Below are 19,210 nucleotides of genomic sequence, written 5' to 3' on the forward strand. Positions count from 1 at the left end.
CAGGGCAGGGGGCGCAATCCTCAGCCCAGCAACAACGCGTTGCAGGCGCCAATGTCCGTCGCAACCCGGTTTCTGGCCCAGGCAGTGCGTTTGGGGTCATCACCGAATGTCAGCGTGTTCAGCAGTTTGGCCAGCGCAAATTTCGCCTCGATCCGTTTGGCCAGCGCCGCGCGGCCCTCACCGGGGGCGAGGACCGAAACCAGCAGCGTTTCCATCGTTGCGCGCCGGCGTTCGGTTTCATCGGCTTCGGGCGCGCCCATCAGCCATTGATGTTCCATCAGGGCAGACAGCCGACCGGTGCAGGTGGCGAATGTCGTGGCAAGGTCCGTGGTCTGGCCCGCTATCCCGGCGGAGGGGGCCATGAGAACCAGAACAAGCGCCCGCAGCATTGTTTTTATTCTGCTCATATTTGCATCTTTGCGTGCAAATATGAGCCTGTCAAATGTGCGTTATGAAAACTTTTTCAGATGCGCAGGCCCCGAAAACGAAAAGGCGGCCACCGTGGTGACCGCCTTGCATTCGCAATATTTGGGTTGGGTTAGCCCAGGCTGACGCTGGCCGCACTTTCGGGGAGCTCTTCGTCAAAGCACCGCTGATAGAATTCGGCCACGGTCTGGCGTTCCAGTTCGTCGCATTTGTTCAGGAACGACAGGCGGAACGAATATCCCACATCGCGGAATATCTCGGCGTTCTGCGCCCATGTGATCACGGTTCGCGGGCTCATCACGGTGGACAGGTCGCCGTTCATGAACGCGGTCCGGGTCAGATCGGCCAATGTCACCATCTGGCCGACGGTCTTGCGGCCTTTTTCTGTGTTGTAATGGGGCGCCTTGGCCAGAACGATGGCACATTCGGCATCGTGGCTGAGATAGTTCAGCGTCGCCACCAGCGACCAGCGGTCCATCTGGGCCTGGTTGATCTGCTGGGTCCCGTGATAGAGACCGGTCGTGTCACCAAGACCCACGGTGTTGGACGTGGCGAACAGGCGGAAATACTTGTTCGGGGTGATGATTTCGTTCTGGTCCAGCAAGGTCAGCTTGCCGTCATGTTCAAGAACCCGCTGGATCACGAACATCACGTCGGCGCGGCCCGCGTCGTATTCATCGAAAACGATCGCAACCGGGTTGCGCAGCGCCCAGGGCAGGATGCCTTCGTGGAATTCGGTGACCTGCTTGCCGTCGCGCAGCTTGATGGCGTCCTTGCCGATCAGGTCGATCCGCGAAATATGGCTGTCGAGGTTCACACGCACGGCGGGCCAGTTCAGGCGCGCGGCGACCTGTTCGATGTGGGTCGATTTTCCGGTGCCGTGATAACCCTGGATCATCACCCGGCGGTTGTGCGAGAACCCGGCCAGAATGGCCATCGTGGTTTCCGGATCGAACTTGTAGGTCGGGTCGATTTCGGGCACCCGGTCCGAGCCTTCGGGAAAGCCCTTGATCGTCATGGGCGTGTCGATTCCGAACACTTCGCGGACCGAAAATTCCTCGGTCGGTTTTGCGTTCATATCCAAAGCGCCGTCAGCCATACCAAATTGTCCTTATCGTCCGGGCCAAATTCAACACGTGGTGCAACATAATGCGGGCAAGGGCAAGGGGAAGCCGGCGGGAAAAGATACTTCGTGGCGCCCGGCAAACCGTCTTGTGGAAAATATTTCCACCTGCTGCCTGCAATACCGACGCCCCAACCAGCGGCCGGGGCGTTTCGAGGGGACGGAGAAGCCCGCCTAGTCCTTGAAGTTGCGGCTGACCTTGATCTGATCCCAGGCCCAGACAACCTCTTGCAGCTGTTCTTCCTGGCTGCGGTCGCCGCCGTTCATATCCGGGTGCAGCACCTTGATCAGCTTTTTATAAGCTTTGCGCACTTCGGCCTTGGTCCAGTTGTCCTTGGCCTCCAGAATATCGACGGCCCGCCGTTCGGTCGGGGGCAGGCGGCGGCCTGACCCGGCACCTTTTCCGGGGTTCTGCGTGGCATTTGCGCCCAGCACCTGATGCGGGTCCTCGATGCCCAGACGGGCCCAGGCGCGGGCCTCGGGGTCGGACATCGGTTTTGTGGCGCGTTCCCAGACCTTGTCCTTGGACTGCTGGGCATTGATCTCGGCCTCGGTGGTGCCGTCAAAGAAGTTCCACTTGAGGTTATACTCCCGCACGTGCTGCTGGCAGAACCAGAAGTAATCATCCAGAACATCCGGCGCCTTGGGCGCACGGAATTTCCCGGCCTCTTCACAGCCTTGATGCTCACACTGGCGCACAGATGTTTCGGACGCACCCGACATGCCACGGCGCCCACGGGGGTTCTTCTTCTTCGCAGTCGACACGGACATGTCGAAACCGAATGGGTCTGATTTTGTCATGGCGCGCCCCTTTTCGACACATCTTTTCGACTCGGAGACAAGAGTTTAGTGTATGATCCGCCAGATAGAAGAGGGAGCGGCAACTTTTTTGCTGCAATTGAGGAAAAATGAGCGTTACAGACGAAATTAAATCCCGACTTGAAACCGCTTTCTCGCCCTCGGTCCTGGACGTCGTCGATGACAGCGAACGCCACCGCGGGCATGCAGGGTACCAGGACGGCGGCGAAAGCCATTTCAACGTGCGCATCCGTGCGGCCGCCTTTGCCGGACAATCGCGCATCGCCCGCCACCGCGCGGTGCATTCCGCGCTGGGCAGCGACCTTGTGAGCCGTATCCACGCGCTGGCGCTGGATATCGACGCGGCCTGATCCGCTCAGGATTTGTTGGTGCTTTGCCGGACGACTTTTTCGATGCCGGTCAACACGCGGTTGCCGGTATCGGGAATGGCCGGTTCGACGACCTGATCTTCCTCTTCCGCGTCGTCATCGCCCGCGGGCTTTCCGTCTTCGGTCATGTCGGCCTCAAAGGCGTCTTCGTCTGCGACGTTCCTATCCGCTGTGGCGGAAGCGGCGGCCACAACCGGTGCGGTGGCAACCGCATCGCCAAAAATGTTTTCGACCAGATCGACCGACAGGGCGCGGCGGAACACCAGAACATTGCGCCAATTGGTGGTTGATCCAGTCAACCCCACGCGTTCGTCGCTGGGCAGCAGTTCTGCGCGTAGATATTCCCAGCCGTCGCTGCCCATATCGTTCAGCACGGTTTCAACAGACAGGGCAAACCGGCCTTCGGCGGTTTTGACACCCTTCGCCTTGAGCCCCTTGGCGGGGGCGGGAACGACCTTGTACTCGTATTTTGGCATTTCAATTTCCTGGCGTGTTAGGCGTGTTCATCCTAACAGGGAATATCCGGCGTGAAAGGGGAAGGTTGACCCCGTTGGACCCGTTACGACGGCCTATCGCTGATCCAGCCCGATCTTGCGCCCAACGCCTTCGGGGAGGGGCAGGGCCGAATGTTCGGCGGCCATGGCGTTGATCCTGTCCATCACGTCCCCGGGGAACGGCGCCACGCGCGGCCCGGATTGATCGATCGACAGGAACAGGGATTCCCCGGTCGCGGCCAGCCAGCCATCTTCGTGATAAAGCTCCTGAAAGCTGTGAATGCGCTTGGCGTCGCAGGCAACGATGTGAAAGCTGGACCTGACCCGGTCACCCTGGTGCAGTTCGCGGATATAGCGGATGTGGAATTCGGCGTTATAGGTCGTCATGCCCCGCGCCTTGGAATAGTCGGGCCCCAGCCCAAAGGTATCCCACACCTGATCGACACCACGATCAAACAGCACCGAATAAAACGCCATGTTCAGATGACCGTTGTAATCGATCCATTCGGGTTCGACGGCCATGGGGCTGGACATGAACGGCGCGGCATCGGCCATGACATTTTACCTTTGTATTCAAAAACTTGGTTCAAATGGTACCCCTGTTCGGACGGACCCGCACAGGGGCGTTTCTTGGTCTTAAAGCTCCAGTTTCGCGGCGACGAGTTCGTTCACTGCCTTGGGGTTGGCCTTTCCGCCGGTGGCCTTCATCACCTGGCCCACGAACCAGCCGGCGAGTTTGGGGTTCACCTTGGCCTTTTCCACCTGGGCCGGGTTGTCCGCGATAATCTGATCCAGGGCGGCCTCGATCGCGCCGGTATCGGTGACCTGTTTCATGCCCCGTTCCTCGACGATCTGCGCCGGATCGCCACCTTCGGTATAGACGATTTCGAACAGGTCCTTGGCGATTTTCCCCGAGATGGTGTCGGCCGAGATCAAATCGATGATCCCGCCCAGCTGCGTCGGAGATACCGGGCTTTCGGTGATGTCGTGATCTTCTTTCTTGAGCCTGCCAAACAGTTCGTTGATGACCCAGTTGGCGGCCAGCTTGCCATCGCGCCCTTCGGCGACAGCCTCGAAATAGGCGGCGGATTCGACATCGGCCGTCAGCACCGAGGCATCGTAATCGGACAGGCCGAAATCGCCGATGAACCGGGCCTTTTTCGCATCTGGCAGTTCGGGAAGCCCGGACTCGATCTCATCGACCCAGTCCTGTTCAATCTCGAGCGGCAGCAGATCGGGATCGGGGAAATAGCGGTAATCATGCGCCTCTTCTTTTGAACGCATGGAGCGGGTTTCGCCCTTGTCCGGATCATAAAGCCGGGTTTCCTGATCGACCTTTCCGCCCGCTTCGACAATCGCGATCTGGCGGCGCGCCTCGACCTCGATCGCCTGCTGGATGAACCGCATGGAGTTCATGTTCTTGATCTCGCAGCGGGTGCCCAGATGGCTGAAATCCTGCGTTTCCTGATATTTTTCATACGCCCCGGGCAGGCAGATCGACACGTTCACGTCGGCCCGCAGGTTGCCGTTCTGCATGTTGCCGTCGCAGGTGCCCAGATACCGCAGGATCTGGCGCAGCTTTGTGATGTATGCAGCGGCTTCTTCGGGGCCGCGAATGTCGGGGCGCGACACGATTTCCATCAGCGCAACGCCGGTGCGGTTCAAATCCACGAAGGACATGTTCGGGTCCATGTCATGGATCGATTTGCCGGCGTCCTGTTCCAGGTGGATACGTTCGATGCGCACCTTGCGCGCCACGCCGGGGCCCATTTCAACCAGGACTTCGCCTTCGCCCACGATGGGGTGATACAGCTGGGAGATCTGATAGCCCTGCGGCAGATCGGGGTAGAAATAGTTCTTCCGGTCAAAGGCGCTGACCAGGTTGATGTCAGCCTTGAGGCCCAGACCGGTGCGCACCGCCTGTTCGACGCAGAATTCGTTGATGACGGGCAACATGCCGGGCATGGCCGCGTCCACAAAGGCGACGTTGGAATTGGGTTCGGCGCCGAATTTGGTCGAGGCTCCCGAGAACAGTTTCGCATTCGAGCTGACCTGGGCATGGACCTCCATACCGATCACCAGTTCCCAGTCGTGTTTCGCACCGGCAATGGTCTTGATCTGGGGCGTTTCGTAAGTCAGGTCCAGCATGGTCTGCGCCTCTTGTCCGCTTGGGTCTGCCGCGTTCTAGGACAGCGCCGCAACAGGGGCAAGAGGGCGCGCGCGATCAGGCGGCGTCAGGCTTGGACGCGGCGACGGGAAAGGTGATGTCGATGCCGCGGTTGATGTCATCGCGGAACATGTCGGAAATCACCTGCAGCGCGAAATCGCGCCCACGCGCGGCAAAGCGCGACAGCGACGTGACGCGCGCACTGTTGTCGAACCCGTCCTGCGCATGCGCCCAGATCAGCGGGTGCACCTCGGTCAGGTGATCGCGGATCAGCCACTCGGCGCAGTCGACGATCTGCATGCGGGGCAGGTCGGCGTCCGTATTGGTGCCCTGACCCTGACGCATGGCGACGGCGCAATAGGCGGCCAGCAGGTTGATCATTTCCTGCTCGGGATGCAGGGAGACAATGTCCTTGATCCCGTCAATGAAGAAATCGGCATCGACCTGCGCACAGGCGCCGTCATCCAGCGCGATGGCGTCGAAACACACCCAGGTATAGCCTCCGGCGCCCCAGATATCCTCGGTCCGCGCGGCGGTGCGGCGGGCTTCGAGGTCAAGTTTCTGATAGGACCCGAACCATGTGGGAAGCAGGTGATACCCCAGCGCGCGCATGTGGCGATAGTTGCCGGGGTTCAGATCGATCAGGTCTTCGTAATCGTCGGCGATGCGCGATTGCGGGTCTTGCTGCCCGGCGAGCAGGGCGCATTGCGCCGTTGCCACCAGCGGGCTGTCCAGTTCGATACTGTTATACGGGGCCAGAATTTCGGCCGCGCGGTCGAAATGGGCGATGCATTTCTGACGATTGATCTCGGGTACCGAAGCATCCCAGCCCGTGCCGCGCCAGGCCCAGCCAAGATCGACATGGGCCAGCGCCACGATGGTCGAGATGATCGGGTCTTTCATGATCTCCTGGCGCACCTCTTCGAGTGCGTCGATCCCCTGGCTCAGCGAGGGCGCGTTTTCGTCGCAACCGTCCATCAGCGCATGTTCGACGGCCAGCACCACGTCGCTGCGGGCGCCGAATGCCATCAGTTCTGCAATCGGTGTGCCGGCCGATGTTGCGGCCCGGGTATGATCAGCGGTGCGAATTTCGTCGGCCAGATCGTCCCAGCGGTCCTGCCGGGCCAGAAACTGACCGCGGTCATGGGCCTCGCGTGCAGATGTATCGTCGCAGGAATCTTCACAGATCGGGATCGATATATTGCCCTTGATCTGCAGTGCAGGAGCATGATGCGCGGCGTCTTCAAACACATGCGGCGTGTCCGAAGAAGATGCTTTGGCTACGAGGGCCGCAATTTTGTCTTTCAGGTGGTCCAGCGCAGAGAAGGTACGTTTCAACATCATTAGTCCGACAGCAACAAGTTTACTCAATTGCTGGATATGATGTTTCAATCGGGCGCAAAAATGGCAGGATCGGGCGGATTCATGACTTTTTCTCAATATATTGGGTGAGTTTTGGAAGGTTGCGCAACTTATGGGCGAATTTGTCTCAAAAGAACGAGAAATGGTGCCGTTCGGTTCGGATATTGCGCGCCTTGAGTTGCATTTCCAGCGCCCGATGGGGCGGCAGGCATTCGTCGGGCAGGCGGATGCGCTTGTCCGAGGTCAGAACCGCGCTGGTGCGCACGGAAAAATCCCATCGGGTGTCCAGACGCACATGATCGATGTCTTCTAGCCGCAGGTCGCCGCCGCGCCGTCCACTGTGCCAGATCACCCGATCCTGCGTCAGCCGCAAACCCGCCGCAGGGTTGGCAAGAACCTCCCACAGCGCGGGCAGGGTGAACAAGCCAATCGCCCCGATCAACCAAGGCGCGGCGTCCAGAAACCACCATGCGGCGAACAACACAGCGTAAGCCGCCGCCAGCGCAAGAATGGCGCGGCGCGACCGGCCCTGCCGTTCAAAGGTGAAATCAGCGACCGCCCGAGACATCCAGCGCCGTGCCCGTCACATAGCTGGCCTGATCCGACAGCAGGAACAGAATGCCTTCGGCGACCTCTTCTGCCGATCCCGTACGCTTGATCGGAACCATGTGGGCCAGCCGTTCGGCGCGGCCGGGTTCACCGCCCTTGGCGTGAATCCCGGTTTCAATCAGGCCGGGGCGGATGGCAGTCACGCGAATGTTTTCTGAGGCGACTTCGTCGCTCAACCCTTTGGTAAATATGTCAATTGCGGCCTTGGATGCGGCATAGTCCACATATTGCCCGCCCGATCCCAACCGCGCCGCGGCGGACGAGACGTTGACTATCGCACCGCCGGTCCCCTGTGCCTGCATGCGCAGAACCGCCTCTTTCGCGACCAGCATTGCGCCGATCACGTTGATGTCGAACATGCGGCGCAGGCGGTCATAGGTGAATTCGGTGACCTTGGCGGTTCTGTCCACCACGCCCGCATTGTTGACCAGCGCATCCAGCCGGCCGAATTCGGCGTCAATTGCGCCGAACATCGCCGTTATCTGATCCGGGTCGGCCACGTCTGCCTGTACCACCAGCGCCCGTGCTCCTGCGCTGCGGACATCGCTGGCGACGGCCTCGGCCCCGGCGCGATCACTGTTGTAGTTCAGGACCAGATCATAGCCGCGCGTTGCGGCCATCCGCGCCGTCGCGGCGCCGATCCCGGCGCTGGCGCCCGTGACAAGAAGGATGCGGTTCATTTCAGGCGCTCCGTTTCAGTGACAGTCCTGAAAGGGATGACAGAAAATCAGCTGATGCGAAAGGCGCGCTTGATGTCGTCGAGCGCCTCGCTTTGCTTGCGGCTCAGCTGTCCGCTGCCTGTTTGTGCCGCCGTCTGGACCAAGGTCATCAACCGCGTAAAACCGTCGGCCCCCGACAGGCGTTTCAACTTGCGCGACAGGCGGGAAATGGCGGCATCCGGCGTTCCGCATTCGGCCACCATCCAGCGGCCCAGAACCGAAAGTTCCTCGGCGTCCTTGGCGCTCACGTCGAATGTCTGCGCCATTTCGCGGGTCAGGGCGGCACGCTGATCGGCGGTGGGCAGATCGTCCAGTTCGACAAAGGCCGAGGCGATGGCAGCCAGCGCGATTTGCGGGTCTTCGATGGATTCCACCGGGTGCAGGTTGGCTTGGCGGCGAAACCCGAAACGGCGCGCGGCAAGGCGCACGTCATTTGCCATGTCCAGCAGATCGGCTCCGACGCGCGCTGTGTTGCGCGCGCGGATCACGAAATAGCCAACGGTAACAATTAGACCCATAAGGGCGATCACAACAGGCATCAAGATACTCCCAAACCGTGTAACACGGTCAGAGTATCCGACGACCTGCACCATTCAAGCCCGCAGCACGCCAGCGCCCCGCAGGCCACGCAAGGCGCGGCTTGCGGGTCACATCCCGCGGTCTCAGGCCCCGGCGATACGGGTGATCATCTCGGTGACGTCGCGCGACAGGTCCGGCTGGGCCAATATGCGATCAAGCTGGGCCTTGATCAGGGCCTGGCGGGACCCGTCGTAGCGGTGCCAGGTCTGGAACGCGCTGCACATGCGCGCCGTGGTCTGCGGGTTCACCGGATCCAGCCGGATCAGCCAGTCGGCCAACAGCGCATAGCCCGCGCCGTCCGCAGTGTGGAACCCGGCATGATTGGCCACCAAAGCGCCCAGCGTAGCGCGGAATCGATTTGGGTTTTTCCAATTGAAGTCAGGATGTTCCGTCAGGTTTTTCGTGATAATTGCCGCCGTGGCCGGTGTCGCCTGGGTGATCTGCAGCATGAACCATTTGTCGATCACCAGCCGGTCCTGTTGCCACTGGTCATAAAAGGCGGCCAGTTCGTCCTGACCCTTTTCCGCAGTCAGCAGACAGGCCAGCGCGTTCAGTTGCAGGGTCATGTTGTCGGCGCTCTGATACTGACGGGCGGCCTCGGTCCCGCCGTCCAGACGTGACATCAGCCCCAGAACCGCGCCTGCCAACGCCCGTTTGCCCGATTGCTCGGCATCCGGCTTGTACGGTCCGTCGATCTGGCAGGCGGCGAACACACGCGGCAGGGTGTCTTGCGCGTGTTGGGCAAAGGCCTGTTTCAGGGTTTCGCGCGCGGTCCAGATCGCATCGGGGTCGGGGATGTGCCCGTCTTCGGCTTGCGCCGCGGCCAGTTCATTGTCCCCCGGCAGCGCAAGCATCAGCGCACGATAGGCCGGGTCGAGCGTGTCATCGCGCAGAACAGCGAGCATGCCATCCAGATAGGCCCCGTCCGGCGCGGCCCCGTTCAGCGCCATATCGTTCAGTGTCGCGCGGGCCAGGGCGCTGCCCGCCTCCCACCTGTTGAACGGATCGGTGTCATGGGCCAGCAGGAACGCGCGTTCGCCCGCGCCCGCGTCCCGGTCGAGGATGGCCGGCGCGGAGAATCCGCGCAGGATGGATGGAACAGGTTTTGCCGCCAAGTCGCTGAAATCAAACGTTTGTGTGGCTTCGCTCATCTCCAGGGTCTCGGTCGGGCGCACCTCGTCTCCGTTGGGTCCCAACAGGCCGACGTCAATCGGAATGACAAGCGGTTCGGGCGCGGCGCTGGCCGCGCTGGGCGGTGTCGTCTGGGTAAAGGTCAAGCGGTACGTGCCGTCTTCCCAGTCTTCGGAGACGGACAGGCGCGGCGTCCCTGCCTGGCTGTACCAGCGTTTGAACTGGCTCAGATCACGGCCCGTGACATCCGCGAAAACCTGCAGCCAGTCCTCGATCGTGCAGGCCTGACCGTCATGGCGCGCGAAATAGAGATCGAGCGCCTCGGCATAGGCGGCATCGCCGACCAGCCGTTTCAGCATGCCGATCACCTCGGCACCCTTCTCATAAACAGTTGCGGTGTAGAAGTTGTTGATTTCCTGAAAACTTTCCGGCCGCACCGGATGCGACAGGGGGCCGTTGTCCTCGGGGAACTGGCGGGCGCGCAGGTCGATCACATCGGTGATGCGCTTGACCGGTTCCGAGCGCATGTCGGATGTGAACTGGGCATCCCGGAACACGGTCAGCCCCTCTTTCAGGCAGAGCTGGAACCAGTCGCGGCAGGTGATGCGGTTGCCTGTCCAGTTGTGAAAATATTCATGGGCGATGATCGCCTCGATCCGCTGGAAATTAACATCCGTCGCGGTTTCGGGGCTGGCCAGCACCGCCGAAGAGTTAAAGACATTAAGCCCCTTGTTCTCCATCGCGCCCATGTTGAAATCATCCACGGCGACGATGTTGAACACGTCGAGATCATATTCACGCCCGTAAACCTCTTCATCCCATTTCATCGATTTCTTAAGGGCTTGCATGCCAAAGCTGCACTTGTGTTCGTCGCCTTTGCGGACCCACATGTTCAGCGCGACATCCTTGCCGGACGCGGTTGTAAAACTGTCGGAATGCGCAACGAGATCGCCCGCGACCAGCGCGAACAGATAGGCCGGTTTGGGCCACGGGTCGTGCCATTCGGCCCAGCCGTCGCCCTGTGCCTTCGGGTTGCCGTTGGACAACAGCACCGGCAGATCGCCGTTGATGCGCACGGTAAAGACGCTCATCACATCCGGGCGGTCGGGGTAATAGGTGATCTTGCGGAACCCTTCGGCTTCGCACTGGGTGCAGTACATGCCGTTGGACATGTAAAGCCCCTCCAACGCGGTGTTGTTGGCCGGATCAATCTCGACCTCGGCCTCCCACACGAACGGGGCGTCCGGAACCGCGCAGCGCAGGCCCTCGGGCGTCACGTCCGGTTTCAGCTCAGCCCCGTCGATGCTGGCCCGGATCAGGGTCAATTGCTCGCCATGCAGGAAAAAATCGCGCCCCGGGGCCTCGGGGTTGGGGCGGAATTCGATCCTGCTCGTCACGCGGGTGGCGTTCGGAGCCAGATCAAACGTCAGGTGGACCGCGTCGGCAACAAAACCGAAGGGCGTGTAATCTTTCAGGTAGATGGTCTTGGGGGCGGCGTCGCGCATGGGGCATGCTCCTGTTGCTTGCGGGGACGTTAGGAAACCTGCCTGCGGGCTGCAAGCCATGGCGCGCGGTTCCGTCAAACAGGATTTGAAGCAGCTGTGGGTGATTTTGGTAAATTAATTTTACCAGAATGTTGCCTATAGGAAACTTTCGTTCTAATCAGCAATCACGTAGGACCAAGGACAGTGTCACGTAAGGGGAGTCACACCAATGAGCGACCGGCAGAACAAGAGCGGGCTGAAAGTGGCCACGCAACTGGTGCAATTCATCGAGGACCGGGCGCTGCCGGGAACTGGTGTCACACCCGAGGTGTTTTGGGTTGGACTGGCGCGCATGGTGACGGATCTCGGCCCGAAAAACCGGGCGCTGCTGGCCAAGCGTGAAGACATTCAGGCAAAGGTCGACGCGTGGCATGTGGACCGCCGCGGGCAGGCACATGATGCGCAGTCCTATGACGCCTTTCTGCGCGATATCGGATATCTGCTACCCGAAGGGCCGGATTTCGACATTGAAACCACCGACGTGGATCCCGAGATCGCCAGCGTCGCGGGCCCGCAGTTGGTTGTACCGATCACCAATGCGCGCTTTGCGCTGAACGCGGCCAACGCGCGGTGGGGGTCGCTCTATGATGCGCTCTATGGCACCGATGCGCTGGGCGACCTGCCGCAGGGCGGTGGCTATGATGCGGCGCGCGGGGCGAGGGTCATTGCCTGGGGGCGCGATTTTCTGGACAAGGCAGCGCCCTTGGCCGGCAGAAGCTGGACCGGGATCAGCGACCTGGTGGTGCAGGACGGCGCAATGCTGGCCGGTGGCGTGGCATTGGACGTGCCGGGCCAGTTCGCCGGTCACCAGGGCGATGCCGCCAGCCCCAGTGCAATTGTTATTAAAAACAATGGCTTGCACATCATCGTTGAAGTGGATGCAAGCAGTGCGATCGGCGCTGCCGACACGGCGGGCATATCAGATATCCGCCTTGAATCGGCGCTTTCCACGATCATGGATTGCGAAGATTCCGTGGCCTGTGTCGATGCCGAGGACAAGGTTGTCGCCTACAACAACTGGCTTGGCCTGATGCGCGGCGACCTGGTGGAGGAATTCGAAAAGGGCGGCAAAACGCTGACCCGTCGCCTGAACCCAGACCTGACCATGACCGCACCGGACGGGTCCGAGGTGACGCTCAAGGGCCGGTCGCTGATGCTGGTGCGCAATGTCGGTCATCTGATGACTAACCCTGCGGTTCTGGACGCCGAAGGGCGCGAAATCGGCGAGGGGCTGATGGATGCGCTGTGCACCGTGGCCATCGCCATGCATGACCTCAAGGCCGCGGGCGGCAATTCGGCCCACGGGTCGGTCTATATCGTCAAGCCCAAGATGCACGGCCCCGAAGAAGTGGCCTTTGCAGATGAGATTTTCACAATGGTCGAGGATATCCTCGGCCTGCCGCAGAACACGGTGAAAATGGGCATCATGGACGAAGAACGCCGCACCAGTGCCAATCTCAAGGAATGTATCCGCGCGGCGAAATCGCGGGTCGCCTTTATCAACACCGGATTCCTTGATCGGACGGGCGACGAAATTCATACCAGCATGGAAGCGGGTCCGATGCTGCCCAAGGGCGAGATGAAATCGACGCCCTGGATCGCGGCCTATGAGGATCGCAATGTCGATATCGGTCTGGCCTGCGGGCTGCAGGGCAAGGCGCAGATCGGCAAGGGCATGTGGGCCATGCCCGATCTGATGGGCGACATGCTGGCCGCCAAGATCGGCCACCCGCAAGCGGGCGCAAACTGTGCCTGGGTGCCGTCGCCGACAGCGGCCACACTGCACGCGACCCATTACCATCAGGTCGATGTGTTTGCCCGCCAGGACGAAATCCGCGCCGGTGGTGCCCGTGGCACGCTGGGCGATCTGCTGACCATCCCGGTGATGTCCGGCCGCAACCTGAGCGATGACGAAATCACTCAGGAAATCGAGAATAATGCCCAGGGTATCCTGGGATACGTGGTGCGCTGGATCGATCAGGGGGTGGGCTGCTCAAAGGTGCCTGACATTCATGACGTCGGCCTGATGGAAGATCGCGCAACCTGCCGGATTTCGTCGCAGGCGCTGGCCAACTGGTTGCACCATGGCGTCGTTTCCAGCGAACAGGTGATGGCCGGGATGAAAAAGATGGCCGTCGTCGTTGACCGTCAGAATGCGGGTGATCCCGCTTATCGGCCAATGGCGCCCGCATTTGACAGCATCGCCTTTCAGGCGGCCTGTGATCTGGTGTTCGAGGGCCGCGTTCAACCGTCTGGATATACCGAGCCGGTCTTGCATGCCCGGCGGTTGGAGTTGAAAGCTGCAGGCTGAGGTGTGACCGGCAACGCACGGACAGATAAGGATAAAAGATGAAAATTTCTCTGCGCAAGGCGCGTACCATCATCCGCAAGACCCTCACAAAAGGGCGCGAAATGGAGCTGAAGCCGCTCTCCGTGGTGGTGCTGGATGCGGGCGGGCATATCATTGCATTCGAACGCGAAGACGGCGCATCGCCCGGGCGGTTCAACATCGCCCATGGCAAGGCCTATGGCTCGGTCATGCTGGGCATGGCGGGCACGGCCCAGATGAACCGGGCCGAACAGCAGGCCTATTTCGTGAACGCCATGAACGGGTTGTTCGCCGGTCAGTTCGTCCCGGTGCCCGGCGGTGTTCTGGTGCGCGACAAGACAGGCGCGGTTATCGGGGCTGTCGGCGTCACTGGCGACACTTCCGATAACGACGCCGCCGCCGCAATGGCCGGGATCGAAGCCGCGGCGCTGATCGGCGAGATCTGAACACCTGACCCGGGCGCCCAAGGCGGTCGGGTTCCCCCCCCTCAAACTGGGCTGTCCTTTGTTGACGTGCTCTTTTCTGTGCGTCTCTGCATCCTGGGATGCGCAGATTGTGTGCATGTACACATGCGCTTTTGTCGCGGTGCAGGGGCAAACTGTTGCAGGCGACGCAGGCGATATATACCTTCGCCAGTGATTCAATTGCTCAGGCCAGAACATGACGCGCCCCGTTATAGGTATCATCGGCAACGTCCATCTCATCAACGATCAGTATCCGGTGCATGCCGGCGGATCGATGAACTCCGAGGCCGTGTCCTCGGTCGCCGGTGGAATGCCGCTTTTGATCCCGGCCGATCCGCGCTTTGTGTCGGTGCCCGAACTGATGGAGGCGTGCGACGGCTTTGTCCTGACCGGCGGGCGCCCCAACGTCCACCCCGAAGAATACGGCGAACCCGAAACCGAGGCGCATGGCGCCTTTGATCGGGCCCGCGATGCGATCGTTCTCCCGCTGGTGCGCGCCTGTGTCGAGCGTGGCCAGCCTTTCCTCGGCATCTGCCGTGGCTTTCAGGAGGTGAACGTCGCCATGGGCGGCACGCTTTACCCCGAAATCCGCGATCTGCCGGGGCGCGACAACCACCGCATGCCGCCCGATGGCACGTTGGAAGAGAAATTCGCCCTGCGCCACGCGGTGACCGTCACCGACGGCGGGCCGTTCCATAAGATTTTCGGCGCGACGCAGGTGATGACCAACACGCTGCACGGGCAGGGGATCAAGGCCCCCGGCAGCCGTATCGTGGTGGATGGCCACGCACCCGACGGCACGCCCGAGGCGATCTATGTTCAGGATGCGCCCGGCTTTACCCTGGCCGTGCAATGGCATCCGGAATGGGATGCGGCCAATGATCCGGTCTCGCGTCCCTTGTTCGCAGCCTTCGGCGATGCCGCGCGCGCCTGGGCCCGTGGCGAGCGGCCCGAACCCCTGAAGAAAACTGGCTGATCCGCGAAGATTCTTGATCCGGCGCAAAGTGGCGGTCGGCTGACTGTGCGATGCTTGACTACTCGCAGTCGGAGAAACCCTGACCATGAAAATCCTGATTTGTTACGCGACGACCGAAGGCCAGACGCGCAAGATCAGCCAGTATTGCGCCAATCAGCTTTTTGCGCTGGGCCACAGCGTTGAATTGCTCAACGTCAGCGATGCCGACGACCTGGATATAGACAGTTTCGATGCGGCGATCCTGGCCGGATCGGTCCACATAGGTCATGTACAAAAGGCGTTGGGCCATTTCGCGGCGCAATTTCACGCGGCGCTGAACGCGATGCCCACTCTGTTCCTGCAGGTGTCGCTGGCCGCTGCGGGCACGGATCCGCAGGAACATGCAGAACTTGAAAAAATCGCCGGGGAGTTCTGTGCCGAGGCAGAATGGATCCCCGGTCAGGTGGTGCAGGTGCCCGGTGCTTTCCGGTTTACCCAGTACGACTTCTTCCGCTCTTGGGCGATGCGCTATATCGCGTCGCAAAAAGGGGAAACTGTCGATCCCAAGGCTGACAAGGAGTATACTAACTGGGCTGCCTTGGGCGATCTCATGCGCGCCTGGGCCCCCGTCGCATGATCCATATGCTTCATCTTGCCGGATAAACTCCGGGGGAGTCGCCCATCGGGCGACGGGGGCTGGCCCCCGTCCTCCCTGTCAATCCGTCACGCCAGCAGATTAAAGGACTTGCTGAAGGGCAGATCGCGCACCCGCTTGCCGGTCAGATCGAACAGCGCGTTGCCAAGGGCTGGCATCGCGGGCGGTGTGCCCGGTTCCCCGGCGCCGCCCAGGTGGGCATTGGTCTCGAAAATCGCCACTTCGGTTTCGGGCGTGTTGTGAATGCGCAGGGCGTCGTAATCGGGAAAATTGCGTTGCTCCACTTCGCCATCGGCAAAGGTGATTTCCCCGAAACAGGCGGCCGACAAGCCATAGATCATGCCGCCGACCATCTGGGCTTCGATGATGCCGCGATCCAGCGCCGTGCCCATGTCACAGGCGATCCACGCCTTGGCGATGCGGATCGATCCGTCCTCGTCCACGACTTCGATCACCTGCGCAACCGGCGTGCCAAAGCTGTAGGTGAACGCCACGCCGCGCCCGACACCTTCGGGGGTTTTTCCGCTCCAGCCCGACATCTTGGCCACCGCTTCCAGGCATCCGGCCGACGGGGCGTGTTCGTCGCGCATCATCTCCAGGCGAAACTCCAGCGGGTCGCGCCCGGCGGCATGGGCCATCTCGTCCAGAAACGTATCATGGAAGAACCCGTTAAAGGAATTGCCGACCGACCGCCAGAACCCGACCGGAATGGTCAGATCGGACAGATATCCGCGAATGCGGTAGTTCGGGATCGCATAGGGCTGGTTGAACGCGCCTTCCACATGCACCTTGTCGGGGCCCGCCGCAGGCAGGTCGGCCAGCCGCGCCAGCGCTTGACGCACCGGCGATTGCGCCGCGATCCGGCCATCGACCATCACCGCGCGCCCGTCCTTCAGCGCCCCACGGAACCGCGCCAGCGCACCGGGCCGATAAAAGTCGTGTGTCATGTCCTCTTCGCGCGACCAGGTCAGCTGCACCGGGGTGCCACGCATCGCGATGGCAACCCGCGTGGCATAGCTGGCAAAGTCCAACTCAGCCCGCCGACCGAACCCGCCTCCCAAAAAGGTGGTATTGACGGTCACCGCCTCGGCATTCAGCCCGGCGATCTTTGCGCAGGTCGTCTGTTGAAAGATCGGGTCCTGATTGCCGCACCAGATCTCCAGCGTTTCGCCGCTATAGAGCGCGGTGGCATTCATCGGCTCCATCGTCGCATGGGCGAGGAAGGGCGCGGAATAGTCTGCCGTGACAACTGTCGCGCCTTCGGGCAGGGTGTCCACATCGCCGTCATCTCGCAGGGCTGAATTCGCGTCCCCCTCAAAAGCCTGTGCGATTTCTTCGAAAATCGCCTCGGTCGTTGCGGGATAGGGGGCCTCGCCCCAGATGATATCGACCGAATCCACGGCCTGTTGGGCCAGCCACGTGTTGCTGGCCACAACCGCGACGCCGGAGCCAAGATCGATAACCTTTTCCACGCCCGGCATGGTTTCGGCGGCCGAGGCGTCGAATGCCTCCATCATGCCGCCCAGCCGGGGATTGATCCGCAGGGCGGCAAATTTCATCCCGCCCAAACGGACATCGATGCCGAACTGCGCGGTGCCGTTGGTTTTGTTGACCATATCCACACGCGGCACGGTCTTGCCCAACAGGCGCCAGTTCCTGGGATCGCGCAGCGCCACCTCGGGCGGGTCGATCTCGGCTGCGGCCACGGCCAGTTCTGAATAGGTCAGCGTGGTGCCATCGGGCGCGATAACCGCGCCGTTCTCCGTCTTCAGCTGCGCCCGGTCCAGTCCAAGGCGCTGGGCGGCTGCCTCTTTCAACGCTTCTCGCGCGGCGGCGCCTGCCTCGCGCATGCGGACGAACCCGTCCTTCATTGACGTCGACCCGCCGGTCATCTGCAGGTTCACGAGCTTGCCCAGAACCCCCAGCGCCTCGCCGACGTTGTGTTGGAAATTCGATATGTCATAGCCCTTGTTGGGCAGCGCATCCCCCATCATGGCCGAGTTATAATAGGCCTTGGCCGCCGGACCGTGCAGAACGCGCACCGCGGCCATGTCCACGTCCAGTTCCTCGGCAATCAACGCGGCCCATGTGGTGTGCACGCCCTGACCCATTTCGGCGCGGGGCGAAATCAGGGTCACGCCCTCTTGATCGATCAGAACAAAGGGGTTCAGCGTTGCCTCGCCCGGTCCGGGTTTCAGCGGATTTGGGGGCTCCTGATTGATTTTGTAGAGCCCGAAACCGACGCCCCCCACGATGGCGGCGGACCCGATCAGAAAGGTGCGGCGGGCGATTTTACCGATGCTGGCCATGGATCAGGCCTCCTTCATCTTGGATGCGGCCGTGTGGATCGCGGCGCGGATGCGGGGATAGGTGCCACAGCGGCACAGGTTGCCCTGCATCGCGATGTCGATATCGTCGTCGGTGGGCTCGGGCGTTTCGGCCAGCAAGGCTGCGGCCTGCATGATCTGGCCCGACTGGCAATACCCGCACTGGGCTACCTGATGTTCGACCCAGGCCTGCTGGAGTAGGGTCATGGTCTCTGGCGTGCCGATCCCCTCGATCGTCGTCACCTCGTCCCAGACATCGGACAGGGCCACCTGGCAACTGCGCACGGGTTCCCCGCCGATCTGAACAGTGCAGGCGCCGCAGGCCGCAACGCCGCAGCCATATTTTGTACCGGTCATGTTCAGCGCGTCGCGCAGGACCCAGAGCAGGGGAACGTCGTCCGGCAGATCGACCTTGTGGGTCGTTCCGTTGATCGTCAGTTCGGTGGTCATCTGAATTCTCCCGCGGTTATGGCGTTTTGACAAAAATAGTCTAAAATGTCAGTTCGGTCAATTGACAAATTTTGGCCAAACTGTCAGGACGAAGGCATGAAAGACGCATCGACCGACCCCAAACAGCAGGCCATTCTTGGCGCAGCCTGGCAAAGCTTTGCGACCTATGGGTTTCGCAAGACGTCGATGGATGACATAGCCCGGGCCGCAGGCATGTCACGCCCGGCGTTGTATCTGCACTATCGCAACAAGGAAGACATCTTTCGCCACCTTGCCCGGCAGGTCTATTGCGACGCTGCCGACACGGTCACGCAGGCCCTGTCAGGTCCGGGAGCGGTGCAGGATCAACTGCTTGCCGCCTTTGTCGGGCAGGGCGGCAAAGCGGTCGAGACGATGCTCAGTTCGCCCCACGGGCTGGAACTTTTTGATTCCACAAATGCCAATGCCCGCGACATCATTAATGAGGGCGAGGCCCGCCTGACCGAGGTCTATGCCGACTGGCTGGCGCGTCAGGCAAAGGCTGGCACCGTTACATTCGACGGCAGCGCGTCCCAGGTGGCCGCGACGATGACGGCCGCTCTGAAGGGAATGAAAACGGACGTGCCGGATTACGCGACCTATTGCGCGCGCGTGCGCACCCTTGCGCAGTTGTTCGGTGATGCACTGGCCACTGCGGGCTGATCCTTTGG

19 protein-coding genes are annotated in these 19,210 nt (G+C 61.4%); 6 read left to right on the forward strand and 13 right to left on the reverse strand.

Translation table 11 applies throughout. From position 1 onward, the window contains the following. Positions 1-20 precede the first annotated feature (20 nt). The 3 genes from ACXYMO_RS12020 to ACXYMO_RS12030 all read right to left on the reverse strand — a co-directional run bounded on the left by ACXYMO_RS12020 (position 21) and on the right by ACXYMO_RS12030 (position 2,350). Entirely contained in the window at positions 21-407 is a 387-nt protein-coding gene (locus ACXYMO_RS12020) for a hypothetical protein (RefSeq protein ID WP_458878925.1), read from the reverse strand. A gap of 131 nt (positions 408-538) precedes the next feature. Further along, positions 539-1,525, reverse strand: a complete 987-nt coding sequence (cobS, locus tag ACXYMO_RS12025; protein ID WP_458878926.1) for a cobaltochelatase subunit CobS — start codon at positions 1,523-1,525, stop codon at positions 539-541. Between the two features lie 198 nt (positions 1,526-1,723). Beyond that, positions 1,724-2,350, reverse strand: a complete 627-nt coding sequence (locus ACXYMO_RS12030; RefSeq protein WP_458878927.1) for a DnaJ domain-containing protein — start codon at positions 2,348-2,350, stop codon at positions 1,724-1,726. A 107-nt stretch (positions 2,351-2,457) separates the two neighbouring features. Between ACXYMO_RS12030 and ACXYMO_RS12035 the strand changes: the two genes are divergently transcribed. After that, positions 2,458-2,718, forward strand: a complete 261-nt coding sequence (locus tag ACXYMO_RS12035) for a BolA family protein (protein ID WP_458878928.1) — start codon at positions 2,458-2,460, stop codon at positions 2,716-2,718. A 5-nt stretch (positions 2,719-2,723) separates the two neighbouring features. Here ACXYMO_RS12035 and ACXYMO_RS12040 read toward each other — a convergent pair whose 3' ends face one another. The 8 genes from ACXYMO_RS12040 to pepN form a co-directional block, all read right to left on the reverse strand. Continuing rightward, a complete protein-coding gene (locus ACXYMO_RS12040) occupies positions 2,724-3,212 on the reverse strand; it encodes a DUF4177 domain-containing protein (RefSeq protein ID WP_458878929.1) in 489 nt (162 codons plus the stop codon). A 93-nt stretch (positions 3,213-3,305) separates the two neighbouring features. Then, on the reverse strand, positions 3,306-3,785 hold the full coding sequence (locus ACXYMO_RS12045) for a thioesterase family protein (protein WP_458878930.1): 480 nt from the start codon (positions 3,783-3,785) through the stop codon (positions 3,306-3,308). An 81-nt stretch (positions 3,786-3,866) separates the two neighbouring features. Beyond that, the gene (gene gatB / locus ACXYMO_RS12050) at positions 3,867-5,378 is read right to left on the reverse strand and encodes an Asp-tRNA(Asn)/Glu-tRNA(Gln) amidotransferase subunit GatB (RefSeq protein ID WP_458878931.1); all 1,512 of its coding nucleotides are present in this window, start codon (positions 5,376-5,378) and stop codon (positions 3,867-3,869) included. A 76-nt stretch (positions 5,379-5,454) separates the two neighbouring features. After that, positions 5,455-6,738 carry a hypothetical protein gene (locus ACXYMO_RS12055; protein ID WP_458878932.1) on the reverse strand — a complete coding sequence of 428 codons (1,284 nt, stop codon included), beginning with the start codon at positions 6,736-6,738 and terminating at the stop codon, positions 5,455-5,457. 148 nt (positions 6,739-6,886) lie between these two features. After that, positions 6,887-7,327, reverse strand: coding sequence for a hypothetical protein (locus tag ACXYMO_RS12060; protein WP_458878933.1), 441 nt, complete (start codon positions 7,325-7,327; stop codon positions 6,887-6,889). Next, a complete protein-coding gene (locus ACXYMO_RS12065) occupies positions 7,308-8,048 on the reverse strand; it encodes an SDR family oxidoreductase (RefSeq protein ID WP_458878934.1) in 741 nt (246 codons plus the stop codon). Before ACXYMO_RS12065 ends, ACXYMO_RS12060 begins: the two co-directional genes overlap by 20 nt. 47 nt (positions 8,049-8,095) lie before the next feature. After that, the gene (locus ACXYMO_RS12070; protein ID WP_458878935.1) at positions 8,096-8,626 is read right to left on the reverse strand and encodes a hypothetical protein; all 531 of its coding nucleotides are present in this window, start codon (positions 8,624-8,626) and stop codon (positions 8,096-8,098) included. Between the two features lie 123 nt (positions 8,627-8,749). Then, positions 8,750-11,302 carry an aminopeptidase N gene (gene pepN, locus ACXYMO_RS12075; RefSeq protein WP_458878936.1) on the reverse strand — a complete coding sequence of 851 codons (2,553 nt, stop codon included), beginning with the start codon at positions 11,300-11,302 and terminating at the stop codon, positions 8,750-8,752. A gap of 208 nt (positions 11,303-11,510) precedes the next feature. Between pepN and ACXYMO_RS12080 the strand changes: the two genes are divergently transcribed. The 4 genes from ACXYMO_RS12080 to ACXYMO_RS12095 all read left to right on the forward strand — a co-directional run bounded on the left by ACXYMO_RS12080 (position 11,511) and on the right by ACXYMO_RS12095 (position 15,726). Then, positions 11,511-13,652, forward strand: coding sequence for a malate synthase G (locus tag ACXYMO_RS12080; RefSeq protein WP_458878937.1), 2,142 nt, complete (start codon positions 11,511-11,513; stop codon positions 13,650-13,652). A gap of 38 nt (positions 13,653-13,690) precedes the next feature. Next, complete coding sequence (locus tag ACXYMO_RS12085; protein ID WP_458878938.1) at positions 13,691-14,116, forward strand: GlcG/HbpS family heme-binding protein; 426 nt, start codon at positions 13,691-13,693, stop codon at positions 14,114-14,116. Between the two features lie 214 nt (positions 14,117-14,330). Then, the gene (locus tag ACXYMO_RS12090) at positions 14,331-15,110 is read left to right on the forward strand and encodes a gamma-glutamyl-gamma-aminobutyrate hydrolase family protein (RefSeq protein ID WP_458878939.1); all 780 of its coding nucleotides are present in this window, start codon (positions 14,331-14,333) and stop codon (positions 15,108-15,110) included. 85 nt (positions 15,111-15,195) lie between these two features. After that, positions 15,196-15,726: a flavodoxin domain-containing protein gene (locus ACXYMO_RS12095; protein WP_458878940.1), complete on the forward strand. Its 531-nt coding sequence runs from the start codon at positions 15,196-15,198 to the stop codon at positions 15,724-15,726. Between the two features lie 86 nt (positions 15,727-15,812). Here ACXYMO_RS12095 and ACXYMO_RS12100 read toward each other — a convergent pair whose 3' ends face one another. Further along, positions 15,813-18,053 (reverse strand): xanthine dehydrogenase family protein molybdopterin-binding subunit, encoded by a 2,241-nt coding sequence (locus ACXYMO_RS12100; protein WP_458878941.1) that lies wholly within the window; start codon positions 18,051-18,053, stop codon positions 15,813-15,815. A 3-nt stretch (positions 18,054-18,056) separates the two neighbouring features. After that, the gene (locus ACXYMO_RS12105) at positions 18,057-18,521 is read right to left on the reverse strand and encodes a (2Fe-2S)-binding protein (RefSeq protein WP_458878942.1); all 465 of its coding nucleotides are present in this window, start codon (positions 18,519-18,521) and stop codon (positions 18,057-18,059) included. 96 nt (positions 18,522-18,617) lie between these two features. On the opposite strand from ACXYMO_RS12105, the gene ACXYMO_RS12110 reads away from it, so the two are divergent. After that, the gene (locus tag ACXYMO_RS12110; protein ID WP_458878943.1) at positions 18,618-19,202 is read left to right on the forward strand and encodes a TetR/AcrR family transcriptional regulator; all 585 of its coding nucleotides are present in this window, start codon (positions 18,618-18,620) and stop codon (positions 19,200-19,202) included. The last annotated feature ends 8 nt before the right edge of the window (positions 19,203-19,210 follow it).

The sequence above is a fragment of the Arenibacterium sp. CAU 1754 genome (assembly GCF_054482635.1).